Origin of the sequence: Rhizobium sp. BK316, assembly GCF_014193695.1 — a bacterium.
In the GTDB taxonomy this organism is placed as follows: domain Bacteria; phylum Pseudomonadota; class Alphaproteobacteria; order Rhizobiales; family Rhizobiaceae; genus Rhizobium.
Genome location: NZ_JACHZR010000001.1, coordinates 1,111,569 through 1,130,924, shown reverse-complemented (window position 1 = coordinate 1,130,924; position 19,356 = coordinate 1,111,569). Strand labels below are relative to the sequence as shown.

Annotated in this window: 14 protein-coding genes; 8 read left to right on the top strand and 6 right to left on the bottom strand. The window is 61.1% G+C overall.

From position 1 onward, the window contains the following. The first annotated feature begins 30 nt into the window (after positions 1 to 30). On the top strand, positions 31 to 1,665 hold the full coding sequence (locus tag FHT87_RS05020) for an FGGY-family carbohydrate kinase (protein WP_183799990.1): 1,635 nt from the start codon (positions 31 to 33) through the stop codon (positions 1,663 to 1,665). Positions 1,666 to 1,694: 29 nt separating this feature from the next. Here the strand turns inward: FHT87_RS05020 and FHT87_RS05015 are convergent, their stop codons facing one another. Next, positions 1,695 to 2,591, bottom strand: a complete 897-nt coding sequence (locus FHT87_RS05015) for an AraC family transcriptional regulator (RefSeq protein ID WP_183799987.1) — start codon at positions 2,589 to 2,591, stop codon at positions 1,695 to 1,697. A gap of 296 nt (positions 2,592 to 2,887) precedes the next feature. On the opposite strand from FHT87_RS05015, the gene FHT87_RS05010 reads away from it, so the two are divergent. Beyond that, positions 2,888 to 4,339, top strand: coding sequence for an aldehyde dehydrogenase (locus tag FHT87_RS05010; protein ID WP_183799984.1), 1,452 nt, complete (start codon positions 2,888 to 2,890; stop codon positions 4,337 to 4,339). 52 nt (positions 4,340 to 4,391) lie between these two features. On the opposite strand, the gene FHT87_RS05005 is transcribed toward FHT87_RS05010, so the two are convergent. From FHT87_RS05005 to panC, 4 genes are all read right to left on the bottom strand, one after another. Then, complete coding sequence (locus FHT87_RS05005) at positions 4,392 to 4,628, bottom strand: hypothetical protein (protein WP_183799981.1); 237 nt, start codon at positions 4,626 to 4,628, stop codon at positions 4,392 to 4,394. Positions 4,629 to 4,683: 55 nt separating this feature from the next. Beyond that, positions 4,684 to 4,926, bottom strand: a complete 243-nt coding sequence (locus FHT87_RS05000) for a DUF982 domain-containing protein (RefSeq protein WP_183725967.1) — start codon at positions 4,924 to 4,926, stop codon at positions 4,684 to 4,686. A 179-nt stretch (positions 4,927 to 5,105) separates the two neighbouring features. Then, positions 5,106 to 5,927 carry a 3-methyl-2-oxobutanoate hydroxymethyltransferase gene (gene panB, locus FHT87_RS04995; RefSeq protein WP_183725965.1) on the bottom strand — a complete coding sequence of 274 codons (822 nt, stop codon included), beginning with the start codon at positions 5,925 to 5,927 and terminating at the stop codon, positions 5,106 to 5,108. Next, positions 5,924 to 6,799 (bottom strand): pantoate--beta-alanine ligase, encoded by an 876-nt coding sequence (gene panC / locus FHT87_RS04990; protein ID WP_183725963.1) that lies wholly within the window; start codon positions 6,797 to 6,799, stop codon positions 5,924 to 5,926. The genes panB and panC overlap by 4 nt, the downstream gene beginning before the upstream one ends. Before the next feature lie 322 nt (positions 6,800 to 7,121). On the opposite strand from panC, the gene FHT87_RS04985 reads away from it, so the two are divergent. Then, positions 7,122 to 7,889 carry a universal stress protein gene (locus FHT87_RS04985; protein WP_210277784.1) on the top strand — a complete coding sequence of 256 codons (768 nt, stop codon included), beginning with the start codon at positions 7,122 to 7,124 and terminating at the stop codon, positions 7,887 to 7,889. Positions 7,890 to 7,899: 10 nt separating this feature from the next. Next, the gene (locus tag FHT87_RS04980; protein ID WP_183799975.1) at positions 7,900 to 9,405 is read left to right on the top strand and encodes an acetyl-CoA hydrolase/transferase family protein; all 1,506 of its coding nucleotides are present in this window, start codon (positions 7,900 to 7,902) and stop codon (positions 9,403 to 9,405) included. Positions 9,406 to 9,595: 190 nt separating this feature from the next. Here the strand turns inward: FHT87_RS04980 and FHT87_RS04975 are convergent, their stop codons facing one another. Continuing rightward, positions 9,596 to 10,366 carry a cyclic nucleotide-binding domain-containing protein gene (locus tag FHT87_RS04975; RefSeq protein ID WP_183725958.1) on the bottom strand — a complete coding sequence of 257 codons (771 nt, stop codon included), beginning with the start codon at positions 10,364 to 10,366 and terminating at the stop codon, positions 9,596 to 9,598. Between the two features lie 242 nt (positions 10,367 to 10,608). On the opposite strand from FHT87_RS04975, the gene FHT87_RS04970 reads away from it, so the two are divergent. Genes FHT87_RS04970 through narJ form a run of 4 tightly spaced genes read left to right on the top strand, consistent with a single transcriptional unit; the run spans position 10,609 to position 19,351 of the window. Further along, positions 10,609 to 13,359 (top strand): MFS transporter, encoded by a 2,751-nt coding sequence (locus FHT87_RS04970; RefSeq protein WP_183725956.1) that lies wholly within the window; start codon positions 10,609 to 10,611, stop codon positions 13,357 to 13,359. A 15-nt stretch (positions 13,360 to 13,374) separates the two neighbouring features. Further along, complete coding sequence (locus FHT87_RS04965; protein ID WP_183725954.1) at positions 13,375 to 17,118, top strand: nitrate reductase subunit alpha; 3,744 nt, start codon at positions 13,375 to 13,377, stop codon at positions 17,116 to 17,118. Continuing rightward, positions 17,115 to 18,641, top strand: a complete 1,527-nt coding sequence (gene narH, locus FHT87_RS04960) for a nitrate reductase subunit beta (RefSeq protein ID WP_183725952.1) — start codon at positions 17,115 to 17,117, stop codon at positions 18,639 to 18,641. The genes FHT87_RS04965 and narH overlap by 4 nt, the downstream gene beginning before the upstream one ends. Continuing rightward, positions 18,638 to 19,351 carry a nitrate reductase molybdenum cofactor assembly chaperone gene (narJ, locus tag FHT87_RS04955; protein WP_246698032.1) on the top strand — a complete coding sequence of 238 codons (714 nt, stop codon included), beginning with the start codon at positions 18,638 to 18,640 and terminating at the stop codon, positions 19,349 to 19,351. The genes narH and narJ overlap by 4 nt, the downstream gene beginning before the upstream one ends. Positions 19,352 to 19,356: the final 5 nt, after the last annotated feature.

Here is a 19,356-nt window from a genome sequence, read left to right as displayed (position 1 = left end):
CCTGATATTGCCGATTTGAATCGAGAGATCATGAGCGACACTTCACACACGTCAGGAGCGGGTGCCAAACATGTCATCGGCGTCGATGTCGGTACCGGCAGCGCCCGTGCGGGCCTGTTCGACCTCAATGGCCGGATGCTTGCCTCCGCCAAGCGGGATATCACGCTCTTTCATGAGGCCGGCTCGATCGTCGAGCAGTCGAGCGTGGAGATCTGGGCCGCCGTCTGTGCTGCTGTCCGCGAGGTCGTTGCCGCGAGCGGCATCGATCCGGCATCCGTGGCGGGTCTCGGCTTCGACGCCACCTGCTCGCTAGTCGTGCTGGGCGAGGGGGGCAGGCCGCTTCCCGTCGGTCCCTCCGAAGATCCGGATCGCAACATCATCGTCTGGATGGACCACCGCGCCGTTCCTCAGGCGGAGCGTATCAACGCGCTCGGCCATGACGTGCTGCGTTATGTCGGCGGCCGCATCTCGCCTGAGATGGAAACGCCGAAGGTCCTGTGGCTCAAGGAAAATCGCCCACAGATCTTCGATACCGCCTGGCAGTTTTTCGATCTCGCGGACTTCCTCACCTGGCGGGCGACAGGCGATCTGTCGCGCTCCACCTGCACGGTCACCTGCAAATGGACCTATCTTGCCCATGAGAAGCGGTGGGATGCGTCCTACTTCCACCAGATCGGTCTCGGTGCGCTGGCCGACGAGGGCTTCGCCCGCATCGGCCAGACGATCGTGGAGCCAGGTTCGGCGGTCGGTCAGGGCCTGACTGCAGCGGTAGCTGAGGAACTTGGCCTTACTGCGGGAACAGCGGTTGCTGCCGGCCTGATCGATGCCCATGCGGGCGGGATCGGAACCGTTGGTATTGGCGACGGCCCGCAGGCCAATCTCGGCTATGTCTTCGGCACCTCGTCCTGCACCATGACCTCGACATCAGAGCCCGCCTTCGTGCCCGGCGTCTGGGGTCCCTATTATTCGGCCATGGTGCCGGGCATGTGGTTGAACGAAGGCGGCCAGAGCGCGGCAGGTGCGGCGATCGACCACCTGCTTTCCTTCCATCCGGCTGCCGCCGAGGCGCGGGAGCTGTCGAAGCGCAATGGTGTTCCCCTGCCGGTGCTGCTGGCGGATATGGCTGCGCAAAAGGCGGGTCGGCCCTCGGACGCCGTCAAGCTTGTCGCTGGCCTTCATGTCGTTCCGGAATTCCTCGGCAATCGTGCCCCCTTTGCCGATCCGCATGCCCGTGCCGTCATCGCCGGCCTTGATATGAAAAGAGATATCGACAGCCTGGTTTCGCTTTATGTCGCCGGTCTCTGCGGCATCGGCTATGGCCTGAGGCAGATTATCGACACGCAGGCCAATGCCGGCGTCACCATCGACAACATCGTCATCAGCGGCGGTGCCGGCCAGCATGATTTCGTTCGGCAGATGCTTGCCGACGCGAGCGGCAAGCCTGTTATTGCGACAACGGCCGAGGAGCCCGTTCTGCTGGGCGCCGCCATCCTCGGCGCCGTCGCTGGAGGTCTGTTTGCGGATATGCGTGGGGCGATGACGAAACTCTCGGCGGCCGAGGTAACCTACCAGCCGACGCAAGATGTGGTCGCCGATCTTCATGCCAAGCGCTACGAGGGCTTCAAGCAACTTCAGGCGCTGACGCGCACCTTGCGGCAATTCTGACACGGTGACTGCCGCCGGTCGCCGATGATTCACGGCCAGGCGGCAAAGGATGGCGCGACATCCTTTGCCGATTGAGCAGCTATCCGGCGACGGTAGGCGCCCGGCGGTTCGCCGACGCGACTCTTGAAGAAGCGGTTGAAGTAGCCGGGATCGCGAAAGCCGAGTCCGAAGCCGATTTGCTCGACGGACTGTTCCGATTGACCGACGCGAAGCTTCGCCTCGGCGATCAGCCTCTCATGGATCAGTTCCATCGGGCTTTTCCCGGTGCCGGCAATGCAAGCCCGGTGAAGATGGTCATAGGTAATGCCCATGGCGCGGGCGATATCGGCGATCGCCGGCTGCTCGCGATAGCGCAATTCGACGATCTGCCGGAAGCGTTGCAGCGTTGTGGCCCCCGTGCCCGATGTCTTCGTCGGCGTCGACGCTCCGGAGGCGCGCCATATCCGCAGCAGCACTACGGAAAAATAAGCGCCGACAACCGCAGCCCCGCCTGGCAGGCGATCACGCCCCTCGTCGGTCATCACGTCGAAGGCGCGGCCGATATCATCCGCATGCCGCGCAAGACTTTCACTCCGAGCCACCACAATACGCTCGATCATGTCATGCAGCTGCACGGCAGCCGGACTGTCGCCGACCATCCTCCAGACAAAGTCTTCGGCAGCCGAGAGCATCGCCCCCTCGCTGCCGGCAGCCAGAACGAATGTTCCCAATACCCGTCGCGGCAGCCAGAGCGCGGCGGGTGCGGGAAACTCGAGCTCCTCCTGGCCGTCGATGGACAATGTCGCCCGGCCGCGCGAGACGAAGAAGGCTTGATAGAGGGGGCGGCTGTCACGGGCGCCGAGGCTCCAGGTCTGACTGCCGAGGCCGGCGGCAATCGTTGAAGCCGTGACCGAAAGAGCCGGCATATCGAGCAGTTTTTCAGCCATGACGAGCCTCAGCATTAGATCCGGGCGCGCAGCGATATTCTTGGCCGGAAAATCATAGAAAAGTGCAACAAACTGCCAGAAAAATCCATTCAATTTCCGGGCCGACTGGTTCCTACTCAATGCTGAGGAGAGCCTGAAATTCAGGCGATAGGCGAGGAACTTTCAATGAAAAACGTCGATCTCTTGGCGTGAACGCCGGATTCGCATGAGTCCCGGCGATTGCCGGAAACCAGCAGACATCATCGCGCCGATCCCCTTTGCGAGGGCAACCGGGCGCATATCTGAAAGGGAACGAGATGGTTGACCTGATGCTTCTCATGGGCGGCCGTGCCATGCCCGCTTCGAACGGCGCGACTTTCGAACGGTTGAACCCGATTACCGGGCAGCGGGCAACTACGGCTGCAGCGGCAACACTGGAAGATGCACATGCAGTTGCTGCGGCCGCAGCCGCAGCCTTTCCGGCCTGGTCGGCGCTTGCCCCGACCGAACGCCGCAAGCGCCTTTCGAAAGCCGCCGATATCATGGATTCCCGTACCGGCGAATTCATCGCCGCCATGGCGGAGGAAACCGGCGCCACTGCCGGTTGGGCGGGCTTCAACGTTTATCTCGCCGCCAATATGCTGCGCGAAGCCGCCGCCATGTGCACCCAGATCACGGGCGAGGTCATCCCCTCGGACAAGCCCGGCCTGTTGGCTATGGGCGTGCGGCAGCCGGCTGGCGTCGTTCTCGGGATCGCGCCCTGGAATGCCCCCGTCATTCTCGGCGTGCGCGCTGTCGCCCTGCCGCTCGCCTGCGGCAACACCGTCATCCTCAAGGCCTCGGAGCTTTGCCCAAAGACGCATCACCTGATCGGTGAGACATTGCAGGAGGCGGGTCTTGGCGAGGGTGTCGTCAATGTGCTCACCAATGCACCTGCCGACGCCGCGACGATCGTTGAAAAGATCATCGCCCATCCGGCGGTGCGCCGCGTCAATTTCACTGGATCGACCCGCGTCGGTCGGATTATCGCCGAGGTCTGCGCCCGCCACCTGAAGCCCGTCCTGCTGGAACTCGGCGGCAAGGCGCCCCTCGTCGTTCTCGATGACGCCGATATCGGCGAAGCTGTGAAAGCTGCCGCGTTCGGTGCCTTCATGAACCAGGGCCAGATCTGCATGTCGACCGAAAGGATCGTGGTCGACGAGGCAGTGGCCGATAGCTTTGCCGATCAGTTCGCCCGCAAGGCCTCGACGCTCGTTGCCGGTGATCCGCGTCAGAGCAATTCGCCGCTCGGCTCGATGATCGGCCTTGAAGCGGTCAATCGGGTCAATGGCCTGATCGAGGATGCCGTCTCCAAGGGCGCCCGCCTGCTTGCCGGCGGGCGCGGAGCCGGGACGCTCATGGATGCGACGGTGCTCGACCATGTCACGCCGTCAATGCGGATCTACAGCGAGGAAAGCTTTGGCCCGGTTGCCTGCATGGTGCGCGTGCGCGGGCTTGATGAGGCGGTCCGTGTCGCCAACGATACCGAGTATGGCCTGTCCGCTGCCGTCTTTGGCCGGGACGCTGCCCGTGCGATGGAGGTCGCCCGGCGGATCGAAAGCGGCATCTGCCATGTCAACGGCCCGACCGTGCATGACGAGGCGCAGATGCCCTTCGGCGGAGTGAAGGCCTCCGGCTACGGCCGCTTCGGCGGCAAGGCCGGTATCAACGAATTCACCGATTTGCGATGGATCACGGTGGCGTCGCAGCCCGGACATTACCCGATCTGAGGATCGGATTTTTCGGGGAGCGGCTTGGAGGGTATAATATAAGGGTTCCGCCTCACGGGCGGTGGCATACGGTCACGACCTCGGTACGCGGTATGTAGCGATATTCGACAATCATATCGCTGCAATCGAGACGCCGGCGCTCGACATAGTGCGCGCGAATGACGGGCCTCGAACGATGCTTGACGACAGACGACCGCTCATAACCTTGAATCATGTCGGCAGACATGGCCGGGACGGTGGCAGCCGCCATCATGGCCAGAGATAAGAGCGATATCATCAAGGCGCGCATGCGGCCTCCTCCGTTAAGAAAGAGCGGATGCGGCCTGCGCGTCCGCTTGAAAGGTTCAGTGCTTGGTCAGCTTTGCCTCTTCCGCAGCGGCGAGAAAATGTGCTCTTGCCGTTTCCATGCTGACGCGTCCTTCGACGGCGCCCTTGCAGGCATTACTTGCCTTGACGAATTTTGCTCCCGTTCGCTGCGGCCACATGTCTTGAAGACAAATGAGCGCGTCGAACGGACCTCTGACGATTTGCGATCCCGCGTGACCGAACTTGATTTCGATTGGTTCACTCCATTGTGCGTTGGGCATTTTTTCTCCTCCTGTCCCGGGCGCCACAACGTCGCAGATGAGAAATTTGTTCCCGCCCCCTCGATCAGTTGGTTAACGGCGGCTTTTGCCGACCCGGCAGCAAGTTGCAATTGCTCCGAAATGCCATGTTTTTTGCAGAAATCGCCAGACGGAGGCCGGCCGCTTTCAGCGCGGTGCCGTCAGGATCGTTTTTTGAACGTATGCTCCAGCGCCGGAAACCGCCTGGCGCGCACGTCTGCGGCGTAGTCTGCCGCTGCGGCAGAAACGCGTTTTCCCAGTTCGTCGTAACGTTTGACGAAGCGTGGTGTAAAATCGTTGAAGAGCCCGAGCATATCGTCGGAAACCAGGATCTGGCCGTCGCACGCGGATGAGGCTCCGATGCCGATTGTCGGCACAGGGGTGGCGGCAGTCACCTCGCGTGCCAGGGGTTCGACCGTTCCTTCGACGACAAAGGCAAACGCCCCGGATCCGCCGATGGCATGCGCGTCGCGCCGGATTTTCGCGGCTTCGTGTTCGCTGTGGCCGACCGAACGATAGCCGCCTGCGGTATGGACCAGCTGTGGCATCAGGCCGATATGGCCAAGGACAGGAATGCCGCGCGCCGTCAGAAAGCCGATCGTCGCAACCATTTCTTCGCCACCCTCCAGCTTGACGGCATCGCAGCCCGTTTCCTGCAGGATACGAACCGCATTGCGAAACGCGACTTCCTTCGATTCCTGATAGGTTCCGAAGGGCATGTCGACGACGACGCAGGCCTTGCTGACGCCGCGCATGACCGCCTTGCCGTGAGCGATCATCATGTCCAGCGTGACGCCGGTCGTGGTCTCCATGCCATAGAGCACCATCCCGAGCGAGTCGCCGACCAGCAGCAGATCGCAATGGTCGTCGAGGAGGCGGGCGACCGGCGTCGTATAGGCCGTGAGGCAGACGATCGGTGCCGTTCCCTTCATCGCGGTGATGCGCGACGGCGTAAGGCGTTTCTGAAATCCGGGCGTACTCATCGCTCCGCTCCAATTCTTATCAAGCCATGCCCGCCGATCACTCTGTTGTCCAGAAGCCGCGTCGTTCCGATCCGCACGAAGAGGACAACGACGACTGGATCCTTGATGTCGGCGACCGGCTGCAAGTTCGATGCATCCCTGACAGCAACAATCTCTGGATTGGCCAAGGGTTCCTGACCGAGGAACGCCGTCAGGCGATCTTCGAGTTCCCCAGGGTCTCTGATGCCATCAGCAACCAGCCGCTCGGCCTCATCAAGCGTTTTCGGGACAATGACTGCAGCCTTTCGCTCCGCCTCGCTGAGATAGACATTGCGCGACGACAGGGCGAGGCCGTCCTTGTCCCTTATCGTCGGAACCGCGATGATCTCCACCGGCAATGCCAGGTCGGCGACCATGCGCTTGATGACAACGACCTGCTGATAGTCCTTTTCGCCGAAATAGGCCCTATGCGGCTGTACGATGTTGAACAGCTTGCAGACGACGGTCGCCACGCCGGCAAAATGCCCCGGGCGCACAGCGCCCTCCAGCTCGTTACCGATCTGAGACACATCAACCGTCGTCAGCATCGGTTGCGGATACATATCGTCGACAGAAGGAGCGAAAAGCATATTGACTCCCGCCTGTTTCAGCATCTGCGCGTCACGTTCGAGATCACGCGGATATTTGCTGAGATCTTCCGACGGCCCGAACTGCAGCGGGTTGACGAAGATCGATGCCACCAGAATGTCGTTGTGGACCCGCGCGCGCGAAACCAGTTCCATGTGGCCGGCGTGCAGGTATCCCATGGTGGGCACAAAGCCGACAGTCCGGTCATGTCGTCTCAACGCCTCAAGTGCTGAGCGCAACTCGCTGATTTTAGAAAATATTCGCACCGCTTCCTCCACTTCGCGATCATGCAGACTGCAATTGTCGTCCCAGGTCAACGGCGCGGCTCCGGCCGGATGAAACGCCATGACCATCCATATGCAATCGGTGTCGGTTCATCCTCTGCGCCACGGGTAAACACAGGTCCGCTTATCGGCCATCTCTTTGACGGCTTCAAGCGCTCTTATGCCGGTTTGCGCCAGGTCAATGCGCGGCGCAGTCGAGGCGACATCATCGTTCGCAATCGAAATCGGCCAGACAAGGTAGCCTCCGGTGCAACAGCATTTCTTCCTGCCGCTTCTCACATATCCCGACGATACCTCGGAATTCATGATCGCCAATGGTGTGGCGCTCGCCAGGCACATGAAGGCCAGCCTGACCGCGTGTACCGTCGAGATCGCAATCCCGCATGTTTCTCCTGCGCTCGGCTCGCTGATCGTGGATACGGCCAAGCTCACCCAGGAGGCCGAGGCGTTGAGCCGGCAGCGCGGCTCATTTTTAGCCAGGAAGACGCTCGAAGAAGCGAAGGCTGCGTCCGTCGAAATCCGGATGCGAAACATGACGGCCGGAGAACCATTCGTCGCAGACATGCTTTCGGAAGCCGCACGCGCCTATGACCTCGTTCTGCTCGAGGCGGCTGGCCTGTATCGCCCCGTCGTCGAGGCGGTGCTGTTTGAATCAGGCCGGCCGCTGGTGCTCTATCCTCGTCAGAGCTTTGGCGGCAGAATAGACCATGTGGCTATCGCCTGGGACGGCAGCGCGGCTGCTGCGAGCGCGGTGCACAACGCTGCGCCGTTTATCGAGCATGCCTCCAAAGTCCACCTGGTTTGCGTCACCGACGAAAAGATCGTCAACGACGAGGCCGGCGACCATCTGATTGAAAACTTCCGCAGGAGCGGTGTCGCGGCAGAGATGGTCCGCGTCCACGCCGCCGATAGACCGATCGGCGATGTGTTGCAGACGCAGGCCTTCGAACTGCGGGCGGATCTTCTCGTCATGGGCGGGTTCGGCCATTCTCGGCTGCGCGAATTCGTCCTTGGCGGCGCCACGAAATCGGTGCTGACCAACGTCCTCCTGCCCGTCCTGCTATCTCACTAAGGGTATAAGCATGTTCAAGGATCGCCTCCGGAGCGCCAAGCTCCGGGACCGTATCGTAGACGCCGAAGACGCCGCCGCGCTGATACGCGACGGCATGACGGTGGGGATGAGTGGTTTCACGCGGGCAGGAGAGGCGAAGGCCGTTCCTCTGGCACTGGCCGAGCGCGCGCGTCGCGACCCGTTAAAGATCACGCTGATGACCGGTGCCTCGCTCGGCAACAATCTCGACAAGACGCTTGCCGAGGCCCATGCAGTCGCGCGCAGGATGCCGTTTCAGTCGGACGCCGTCATGCGCAAGGCGATCAATTCCGGCGAGGTCATGTTCATCGATCAGCATCTGTCGGAGACTGTCGAGTTTCTGCGCAGTCGTCAGCTTCCACCCGTCGATATTGCTGTCGTCGAGGCGACTGCCATTACCGAGGAAGGTGGTATCGTGCCGACGACCTCGGTCGGCAATTCGGCCAGTTTCGCCATCCTGGCGCCGAAGGTGATCGTCGAGATCAACCTGTTACAGCCGGAAGCGCTCGAAGGCTTGCACGACATCTACATCCCGACGAAAAGGCCAACCCGCGAAGCGATTCCGGTCGTCGCTCCCGAAAGCCGGATCGGCTCGCCGTTTATCCCCATCCCTCCGGAGAAGATCGCGGCGATCGTCGTAACGCAAAGCAGCGACAGTCCTTCTGCCGTTGAACCGGCTGACGCGGAGACGAACGCGATAACCGGACACCTTGCCGAGTTTCTCATGAACGAGGTACGGCGTGGACGTCTCACGGAGAAGCTGCTGCCCCTGCAGGCTGGCATAGGGACGATCGCGAACGCGGTCCTGCAAGGATTCGCGGATACACCCTTCCACGACCTCACCATGTATTCCGAGGTGCTGCAGGACTCGACATTCGATCTCATGGATGCCGGAAAACTGAACTTCGCCTCCGGATCGTCCCTGACACTGTCGACGGAGAAGCATCGGCGGGTTCTTGCCGATATCGAGCGATACAAGGCCCGGCTGGTGCTTCGGCCGCAGGAGATCAGCAATCATCCTGAGGTCATCCGGCGTCTCGGCATCATCGCCATCAACACGGCATTGGAACTCGACATCTACGGCAACGTGAACTCTACCCATGTCGGTGGCACACACATGATGAACGGCATAGGCGGATCCGGCGATTTTGCACGCAACGCCTACATGTCGATCTTCGTCACGAAGTCGCTTGCGAAAGAGGGCGCAATCTCACGCGTCGTTCCGATGGTGAGCCATGTCGACCACACCGAGCACGACGTCGATATTCTCGTCACCGAGATCGGGCTTGCCGACCTGCGTGGCCTTGCCCCACGGGAGAGGGCGCGCGTCATCATCGACAACTGCGTTCATCCCAAATACAGGGACGTTCTGGCGGATTACTACAGGCGCGCCGTCCTCCGCGGCGGCCATACGCCACATCTGATCGAGGAAGCGTTAGCGTGGCACGACAATCTTCGTCGGATCGGACGAATGTTGCCGGAAACGGGCGACGCCTAGATCGACGGAAGCAGCCTGCGCGCTGTTGCGGAAGGTCAAGGCGGATCGACAGGAGGTGGAAAGCCTACAGCGCCGCGCGTCTTTTCAGACGCGCAAAGGACGCTGTAGCACTTTGAATTGCTGCATAATTTCATCCTCAAATCGATTCCGATTTGAGGAATTATGCAGTACCGCACACTGGCAGCGGATGTCATTGTCCGCGCTGTCCCCGATCGGCGATCTGAGCGTCCTTTCGGTTTGTTCCGCCATCTGCTGCCGGAAAAGGATCCTCCGGGTCATCGACAAGTGGATCCGGTCTTGCGAATTCGATGAGGATGGCGGGCTCAACGATTTCCACTTTGGATCCGTCGATCTCGATGCCATGCGATTTCAAGGTCGAGAAGGCGCGCGACAGATTCTCGGGCGTCATGCCGAGACGCGAGGCCAGCGTGCGTTTCTCCATGCGGATCTCGACCTGGCCTGAGCCTCCCTGCTCCTTGTCGGCACGTAGGAGCCAGTTTGCCAACCGCTCGGTACCGGTTCGCAGCTTCATACCTTTCAGATCCTTGATGGTGCGCCGGTAGCTTCTGGCAAGTTCCATCACAATCGCGCGCGCAAAGGCGGCATCGGTCTCCATTGCAAAACGCACTTTTTGCGCTGGAATCATAAAGATGTCCGATGGTTCCAGCGTACGGGCGGATTGCAGATAGACTTCGTCGTTGAGGACGGCTGCAAGAATGAAGACGCCGATCGGTCTGATAATGTCCAGCGTGGTTTCCCGCGTCTCCGTCCCCGCAAACATCTCCACCGCCCCGCCGAGCACGACATGGAGAAAATCGGCCGGTTCATTTTCACGAATGAGCACAACGCCGCGTGGGAACCGCTGAAGAAAACTCGTTTCGGTCAGCGCCCGGAACGTTTCCTCGCTCACCTTCGCGAACAGTTCCAACTGTCGAATCTGAGCGGTATTTTCCGGTCGCATCGTATGTTTCTCCGAGCCGCATAACGGTATTTTTGCATGCGATTGATTATTATCAAGCAGAAAGAATAGATAGATCAATCGATGAGGTTATATTTATCATTTCGCAAGCAATTCTTTCTATGCTTTTGACTTTATTACACTTGAACCTCTCTGTTTGACTGAAATCAAAGTCGCAGCACGCATTCCCAGTTACCGATGTCGAGACCGAAGAAGGATCATCTTGTCACGAACGGAACATGGCCATGCCGGCTCCCCAGGAAGTCGATAGCAGAGAACAACGCAACGCACTTGCCGCAAGCACGATCGCCTTCACGGTCTGTTTTGCGGCCTGGACAATCTTCGCCATCATCGGCATCCGAATCCGCCAGGAGCTGGGGCTGACGGAAACCGAATTCGGGCTTCTGGTCGGAACGCCCATACTGACCGGATCTCTCATCCGCGTGGTACTCGGTATCTGGAGCGATATCTATGGCGGGCGCCTCGTCTTCGTGACGACCATGCTGGCGGCCGCACTCGCGACCTTCCTGATGACCTATGCGCAAACCTACCCCCAGATGCTGCTCGCCGCACTCGGCGTCGGCATCGCCGGCGGTTCGTTCGCGGTCGGTGTCGCCTATGTATCGCGGTGGTATCCGCCGGGCAAGCAAGGCGCGGCTCTCGGCATTTTCGGAGCCGGCAATGTCGGATCGGCCGTGACCAAGTTGCTTGCCCCCCTGGTCCTGGTCGCCTGGGGCTGGCATGCCGTCGCCGAGATCTGGGCGGCAGCGCTGGTGATCATGGCGCTGATCTTCTGGTTCATGACAAAGGACGATCCGGTCCATGCCGAACGCCGCCGCACCGGCCAGAAGGCAAAGAGCGCCTGGCTCGAGCTTGAACCGCTGAAAAACGTACAGGTCTGGCGTTTCGCGCTCTATTATTTCTTCGTCTTCGGCGCCTTTGTCGCGCTGTCCTTATGGCTGCCGCAATATCTCATCGGCGTCTATGGCCTCGACATCCGCACTGCCGGCGTGATCGCAGCCTTCTTCTCCGTGCCGGCAAGTCTGTTGCGCGCCTATGGCGGCCGCCTGTCCGATGTTTATGGCGCGCGCCGCGTCCTCTACTGGACGTTCCTGGTCTCGGTCGTGGCGACCTTCATCCTTGCCTATCCACCGGCTGACTATACCGTTCGCACCCTCAACGGCCCCGCCACCTTTCATATCGAGATGGGGCTGGTGGGCTTCACGGTCGTTGTCTTCATCCTTGGCTTCTTCATGGCGCTCGGCAAGGCGGCGGTCTACAAACATATTCCGGTCTATTATCCGGAACATGTCGGTGCCGTCGGCGGGCTGGTCGGCATGATCGGCGGCCTCGGTGGCTTCGTGCTGCCGATCCTCTTCGGGATACTCCTAGATCTGACGGGCCTCTGGACCAGCTGCTTCATGGCGCTCTTCCTGCTGGTCACCGTCGCACTTGTGTGGATGCACGTGGCCGTCCGGCAGATGGAGCGCAAAGCTGCCGGACAGGCGCTCGATGCTCTGCCGCCCTTCCCGGAAATGCAGGGCATGCCAGCCCCGCAGATCGAGACGCGACGCAAAGGCTCGGTGCTCACCGACTGGCGGCCGGAAGATCCGACCTTCTGGGCTGAGACGGGAAGACCCATTGCCCGCCGAAACCTGTGGCTCTCCATTCCGGCGCTTTTGCTCTCCTTCGCGATCTGGCAGGTCTGGTCCGTGGTGGTGGCAAAGCTCCCGCTCGTCGGATTCACCTTCACCACCGACCAGCTCTTCTGGCTGGCCGCCCTTCCCGGCATTTCGGGCGCCACCTTCCGGATCTTCTATTCCTTCATGGTGCCGATCTTCGGCGGGCGGTTATGGACCACGCTGACCACCTGGTCGCTGATCATTCCGGCGCTCGGCATCGGCTTTGCCGTGCAGAATCCCGAGACACCCTATATCGTGCTGCTTCTGCTGGCACTGCTCTGCGGTTTCGGCGGCGGCAACTTCGCCTCCTCGATGTCGAACATCTCCTTCTTCTTCCCGAAGTCGGAGAAGGGCAACGCACTGGCACTCAATGCCGGTCTCGGCAATCTCGGTGTCAGCGTCGTTCAGTTCGTCGTGCCGCTCGTCATCACCGCGGGAATCTTCGGCTGGTTCGGCGGGGATCCGGCAATGACAAAGGGGCCGGTCGATGAAGCGCCGCTGTGGCTGCAGAATGCCGGCTTCTTCTTCGTGCCCTTCATCGCGCTTTCGGCCTTCGCCTGCTGGTTCGGCATGAACGACATCGCCTCGGCCAAGGCTTCCTTTGCCGAGCAGGCAGTCATTTTCCAGCGCCGGCATAACTGGATCATGTGCTGGCTCTATACTGGCACCTTCGGCTCCTTCATCGGTTATTCGGCCGGCTTCCCGCTGCTTGCCAAAACCCTGTTTCCCGATGTCAACGCGCTTCAGTTCGCCTTCCTGGGGCCGCTCGTCGGGGCACTCTCCCGCTCGGGAACCGGCTGGCTTGCCGATCGTTTCGGCGGCGCGCGGGTAACCTTCTGGGTCTTCGTCCTGATGATGATCGGCGCGGGCGGCGTGCTGTGGTTCATCGCGACCAAGGATCAGCCGGGAGCTTTCTGGGGCTTCTTCATCTCCTTCCTCGTGCTGTTCTTCGCGACCGGCGTCGGCAACGCCTCGACCTTTCAGATGATCCCCACGATCATGGGCAAGGAAATGGCCCGGCTGATGCCGAATGCCAGGCCGGAGACCCGCCGCCTGCAGGCGGAGAAGGAATCGGCCGCCATCACCGGCTTCACCTCCGCGATCGCTGCCTTCGGCGCCTTCTTCATCCCGATGGGCTACGGCCTGTCGATCACGTTTACTGGCGGAGCCCAATCCGCGATCTGGGCCTTCCTCATCTTCTATGTGAGCTGCCTCGTCCTCACCTGGGCCGCCTATACCCGCAAGGGCGGCCTCCTCCACGATATCGAGCGCGGCAAGCGCAGCGCTGCCGGCAAAGCGGCTGCGGCTGAATAAGACCAGGAGAAAAACATGTCTCATTTCCTCGACCGGCTCGCCTTCTTCCGGAAGAATGTCGGCCAGTTCTCCAACGGCCACGGCATCGTCACCAGCGAGGATCGCTCCTGGGAGGACGGCTACCGCAAGCGCTGGCAGCACGACAAGATCGTTCGCTCCACGCATGGAGTGAACTGCACGGGCTCCTGTTCGTGGAAGATCTACGTCAAGGGCGGCATCGTGACCTGGGAGACCCAGCAGACGGATTATCCGCGCACGCGGCCGGACCTGCCGAACCATGAGCCGCGCGGCTGCGCGCGTGGCGCTTCCTACAGCTGGTATCTTTATTCCGGCGCGCGTGTGAAATATCCGATGATCCGCGGGCGGCTCCTGAAACTGTGGCGTAAGGCGCGGGGGACCATGTCGCCGGTTGCGGCCTGGGCGTCGATCGTCGAGGATGCCGAAAAGCGCAAGTCCTACATGTCCATCCGCGGTCACGGCGGCTTTGTCCGCGCCAGCTGGGATGAAGTCACCGAGATCGTCGCGGCTGCGAATGCCTATACGGTCAAGGCGCATGGTCCGGACCGCATCATCGGCTTCTCGCCGATCCCGGCCATGTCCATGGTCTCCTATGCTGCGGGCTCGCGCTATCTGTCGCTGCTCGGCGGCGTCTGCATGTCCTTCTACGACTGGTATTGCGACCTGCCGCCTGCAAGCCCGCAGACCTGGGGCGAACAGACCGACGTGCCCGAAAGTGCCGACTGGTACAATGCCGGCTTCATCATCGTCTGGGGTTCCAACGTGCCGCAGACCCGCACGCCGGATGCGCATTTCTACACCGAGGTCCGCTACAAGGGCACCAAGAGCGCCGTCGTCAGCCCCGACTATGCCGAGGCGACGAAATTTGCCGATATCTGGCTCAATCCGAAGCAGGGAACCGACGCGGCACTCGCGCTTGCCATGGGTCACGTCATCCTGCGGGAATATTATCTCGACCGGTCCGTTCCTTATTTCGACGATTATACCCGACGTTATACCGACATGCCGTTCCTCGTCCGGCTCGTCGAGCGGGAGGGCAGATTGGTCCCCGAGCGCCTGCTGCGTGCTTCCGAGCTGGACGGTGCGCTCGGCGAGACCAACAATCCGGAATGGAAGGCCGTTGCCATCGATGAAAAGACGAACGAGCTCGTCGCTCCCCTGGGCTCGGTCGGCTATCGCTGGGGCGAACAGGCGAAGTGGAACCTCGACCAAAAGGATGGGCAGGGCCGAGACGTCCGTCTCAAGCTCACGCTTGCAAACCAGGACGCAGCCGTCGAAGACGTGGACTTCCCCTATTTCGGCGGTCGCGCCACCGAGCATTTCGTCGCGACGGACCATGGCGAAGTCCTCACCCGCCGCGTCCCTGTCCGCACGATTGCCGATGCCGACGGCAAGCTGGTCAAGGTTGCGACCGTCTACGATCTGATGATGGCGAATTACGGCCTCGATCGCGGCTTCGGCGGTGAAAACGTCGCCCGTGACTATAATGACGACCTGCCGTTCACGCCGGCCTGGGCCGAGCGCATCACCGGCGTCAAGCGCGACGCGATCATCACTGTTGCCCGCGAGTTCGCCACCAATGCCGAAAAGACCCAGGGACGCTCGATGATCATCATCGGCGCCGGCATGAACCATTGGTACAACATGGACATGAACTACCGCGGCGTGATCAATCTCCTGGTCTTCTGTGGAGCGATCGGTCAGTCGGGCGGCGGCTGGTCCCACTATGTCGGCCAGGAGAAACTCAGGCCGCAGACCGGCTGGACGCCGCTCGCCTTCGCCCTCGATTGGGCTCGCCCGCCGCGTCACATGAATTCGACCTCCTTCTTCTATGCCCATACGGATCAGTGGCGCTACGAGACACTGACGGCGGCCGAGATCCTTTCGCCGACCGCGCCGGAAGGCGATTGGGAAAACAGCTTCATCGACTACAACGTCCGTGCTGAGCGCATGGGCTGGCTGCCATCGGCACCGCAATTGAAAGCCAATCCGCTCTCGATCGCCGGCAGGGCGAAGGCGGCCGGTCTCGAGCCGAAGGATTATGTGGCGAAAGCGCTGAAATCCGGCGAGCTCGAACTCTCCTGTGACGATCCTGACGATCCGGCCAACTGGCCGCGCAACATGTTCGTCTGGCGTTCGAACCTGCTCGGTTCGTCGGGCAAGGGCCATGAATATTTCCTCAAGCATCTGCTCGGCACCGAAAACGGCGTCATGGGCAAAGACCTCGGGCCTGAAGGCGCCGTCCGCAACAAGGAGGTCGCCTGGCACGACGAGGCACCGCGCGGCAAACTCGATCTTCTGGTGACGCTGGACTTCCGCATGTCGACCACCTGCGTCTATTCCGACATCGTTCTGCCGACCGCCACATGGTACGAAAAGAACGACCTCAATACGTCCGACATGCACCCCTTCATCCACCCGCTGTCGGCGGCGGTCGATCCGGCCTGGGAGGCACGCTCCGACTGGGAGATCTACAAGGGGATCGCCAAGGCCTTTTCGCGTGTTGCTCCGGAGGTGCTCGGCGTCGAGCAGGACGTGGTCCTGACACCGATCCAGCACGACAGTCCCGGTGAGATGGCCCAGGCTTTCGACGTCAGGGACTGGAAACGCGGCGAGATCGAGCCGATTCCGGGCCGCACCATGCCATCGGTTGCCGTCATCGAGCGCGACTACCCGAACATCCATGCCCGCTATACGGCGCTGGGGCCGCTGATGACCTCGATCGGCAATGGCGGCAAAGGCATCAACTGGAAGACCGAACATGAGGTCGCGGCCCTTGGCGCCCTCAACGGCGTGCATTCGGAAGGCGCAGCAAAGGGTCTGCCGAAGATCGATAGCGATATCGATGCCGCCGAAGTCATCCTGATGCTCGCGCCGGAGACCAATGGCGAAGTGGCGGTGAAGGCCTGGGAGGCCCTGTCGAAGGCGACCGGCCGCGACCATGCCCATCTCGCCATTCCCAAGGAAGACGAGAAGATCCGCTATCGCGACATCCAGGCGCAACCTCGCAAGATCATCTCCTCGCCCACCTGGTCGGGCATCGAGAGCGAGAAGGTCTGCTACAATGCTGGTTATACGAACGTACACGAGCTGATCCCATGGCGCACTCTTACCGGCCGCCAGCAGCTCTATCAGGATCATCTCTGGATGCGGGCCTTCGGCGAGGGCTTCGTCACCTGGAAGCCGCCTGTCGACCTGAAGACGATCGGCGTCGTCAAGGATCGCCGGCCGAACGGCAACAAGGAAATCGTCCTTAATTTCCTGACGCCGCATCAGAAATGGGGCATCCACTCCACCTATAGCGATAATCTTTTGATGCTGACCCTCAATCGCGGCGGTCCGGTCGTCTGGATCTCGGAGGTGGACGCCAAATCTGCCGGCATCGTCGACAATGACTGGGTCGAGGTCTTCAACGCCAATGGCGCGCTGACAGCCCGTGCTGTCGTTTCTCAGCGCATCAAGCAGGGCATGATGCTGATGTATCATGCCCAGGAGAAAATCATAAACACGCCGGGCTCCGAGCTAACAGGCAATCGCGGTGGCATCCACAATTCGGTGACGCGTACGGTCCTGAAGCCGACCCACATGATCGGTGGTTACGCCCAGCTCGCCTACGGTTTCAACTATTACGGAACCGTGGGTTCCAATCGCGACGAATTCATCGTCGTTCGCAAAATGTCCAGGATCGATTGGCTCGAAGAGCCGCTCTCAACGGATGCATCCAAGGAGGCTGCAGAATGAAGATCCGTGCCCAGATCGCGATGGTGCTGAACCTCGACAAATGCATCGGCTGTCACACCTGTTCCGTCACCTGCAAGAACGTCTGGACCAGCCGCGAAGGCGTCGAATATGCCTGGTTCAACAATGTCGAGACCAAGCCCGGCGTCGGTTATCCCCGCGAATGGGAAAACCAGGAGAAATGGAACGGCGGCTGGCGGCGCAAGCGCAATGGCCGCATCGAACCGAAAATGGGCGCGAAATGGCGCATCCTCGCTAACATCTTCGCCAATCCGGACCTGCCTGAAATCGACGACTATTACGAGCCCTTCACCTTCGACTATGAGCATTTGCACACGGCCAAGGAGTCGAAAGCCTTCCCGACCGCGCGTCCACGCTCGGCCATCTCGGGCGAACGCATCGAGAAGATCGAATGGGGTCCGAATTGGGAGGAGATTCTCGGCGGCGAATTCGAGAAGCGCTCGAAGGATGTCAATTTCGAAGGCGTCGAAAAGGAAATCTACGGCCAGTTCGAAAACACCTTCATGATGTACCTGCCGAGGCTTTGCGAGCATTGCCTCAATCCGGCTTGCGCCGCCGTCTGTCCGTCGGGTGCCATCTACAAGCGGGAGGAGGACGGCATCGTTCTCATCGACCAGGACAAGTGCCGCGGCTGGCGCATGTGCGTTTCCGGCTGCCCCTACAAGAAGATCTATTACAACTGGTCTTCCGGCAAATCGGAGAAGTGCATCTTCTGCTATCCGCGCATCGAGGCTGGCCAGCCGACAGTCTGCTCGGAAACCTGTGTCGGGCGCATCCGCTATCTCGGCGTGCTGCTTTACGATGCCGACCGCATCGAGGCGGCGGCGAGCGTGCCGAACGAGAAGGATCTCTATCAGGCGCAACTCGACCTCTTCCTCGACCCGAAGGATCCGGAGGTGATCGCCCAGGCCCGCGCCGATGGCGTGCCGGAAGCCTGGATCGAGGCGGCAAAGACATCGCCGATCTGGAAGATGGCGATGGACTGGAAGGTGGCCTTCCCGCTGCATCCGGAATACCGCACCCTGCCGATGGTCTGGTACGTGCCGCCGCTTTCGCCGATCCAGTCGGCCGCTGCTGCCGGCAAGATGGGTCTCGACGGCGACATGCCGGATGTCCGCTCGCTGCGCATTCCGCTGCAATATCTCGCCAATCTGCTGACGGCCGGCAACGAGGAACCGGTGGCCCTGGCGCTCGAACGCATGCTCGCCATGCGTGGCTATATGCGCGTCAAGTCCATCGACGGGCGCATCGACGAGCGTATCGCGGAAAAGGTCGGGCTGACCGGCGACGACATCGAAGACATGTACCGGATCATGGCGATCGCCAATTACGAGGATCGCTTCGTCATCCCGACGGCGCACCGCGAATGGAGCGAGGATGCCTATGATCTGCGCGGCTCCTGCGGCTTCTCCTTCGGTAATGGCTGCTCCGACGGCACGAGCGAGACCAATCTCTTCGGTGGAAAACAGACGAAGAAAGCCTCTAACCCGATGGAGATCGCATGATGGCCGATAGACAGGGGAGTCTCACCTTTCGGGCGCTTTCCGCGCTGCTGACCTATCCGTCCGAAGAGCTCTGCGCCGCAGTGCCGGAGATCGAAGCCGCAATCGCCTCCGAGAGGTTGTTGCCGACAGCCGCCGCAGCCGCACTACAGCCGCTTCTCGATGATCTCGGTTCGCTCGATCTCTTCGACCTGCAGGAGCGCTATGTCGAGCTCTTCGACAGGACGCGGCGCCTCTCGCTGCATCTCTTCGAGCATGTGCACGGCGAAAGCCGCGATCGGGGCCAGGCCATGGTCGATCTCGCCGCGCTCTACGAGAAAGGTGGGCTGGTGCTCGCCGCCAACGAACTGCCGGACTATCTGCCGCTTTTCCTGGAATATCTATCGACGCAGCCGTTGGAGGAAGCCCTGAACCTTCTTTCCGAAACCATCCATATCCTGGGGGCGCTGGAAGAGCGGCTTGCATCCCGGGGCTCTCCCTATGCTGCCGTCCTGACTGCCATTCGCGGTGTGGCCGGCGTCTCGCTTAATGTTTCCGACGACGAAGATCTCTCCAGGGTACCGGACAGTGATCTCGCGGCACTCGATGCGGAATGGGAAGAAACAGCCGTCACCTTCGGTCCCGGAAACAGCGGCATGGACGGCTGTTCCAGCGAACGACTTCAGACCCGTATGCGGGCCGCCCGCCGCGACGTGCGCGCCAATGCCCCTTGAAGGAG

Excerpts from the sequence above, each read along its gene's own strand:
- FHT87_RS05020 (WP_183799990.1), top strand. The coding sequence starts at position 31 with ATGAGCGACACTTCACACACGTCAGGAGCGGGTGCCAAACATGTCATC.
- FHT87_RS05015 (WP_183799987.1), bottom strand. The coding sequence starts at position 2,591 with ATGGCTGAAAAACTGCTCGATATGCCGGCTCTTTCGGTCACGGCTTCA.
- FHT87_RS05010 (WP_183799984.1), top strand. The coding sequence starts at position 2,888 with ATGGTTGACCTGATGCTTCTCATGGGCGGCCGTGCCATGCCCGCTTCG.
- FHT87_RS05005 (WP_183799981.1), bottom strand. The coding sequence starts at position 4,628 with ATGCGCGCCTTGATGATATCGCTCTTATCTCTGGCCATGATGGCGGCT.
- FHT87_RS05000 (WP_183725967.1), bottom strand. The coding sequence starts at position 4,926 with ATGCCCAACGCACAATGGAGTGAACCAATCGAAATCAAGTTCGGTCAC.
- panB (WP_183725965.1), bottom strand. The coding sequence starts at position 5,927 with ATGAGTACGCCCGGATTTCAGAAACGCCTTACGCCGTCGCGCATCACC.
- FHT87_RS04985 (WP_210277784.1), top strand. The coding sequence starts at position 7,122 with ATGATCGCCAATGGTGTGGCGCTCGCCAGGCACATGAAGGCCAGCCTG.
- FHT87_RS04980 (WP_183799975.1), top strand. The coding sequence starts at position 7,900 with ATGTTCAAGGATCGCCTCCGGAGCGCCAAGCTCCGGGACCGTATCGTA.
- FHT87_RS04975 (WP_183725958.1), bottom strand. The coding sequence starts at position 10,366 with ATGCGACCGGAAAATACCGCTCAGATTCGACAGTTGGAACTGTTCGCG.
- FHT87_RS04970 (WP_183725956.1), top strand. The coding sequence starts at position 10,609 with ATGCCGGCTCCCCAGGAAGTCGATAGCAGAGAACAACGCAACGCACTT.
- FHT87_RS04965 (WP_183725954.1), top strand. The coding sequence starts at position 13,375 with ATGTCTCATTTCCTCGACCGGCTCGCCTTCTTCCGGAAGAATGTCGGC.
- narH (WP_183725952.1), top strand. The coding sequence starts at position 17,115 with ATGAAGATCCGTGCCCAGATCGCGATGGTGCTGAACCTCGACAAATGC.
- narJ (WP_246698032.1), top strand. The coding sequence starts at position 18,638 with ATGATGGCCGATAGACAGGGGAGTCTCACCTTTCGGGCGCTTTCCGCG.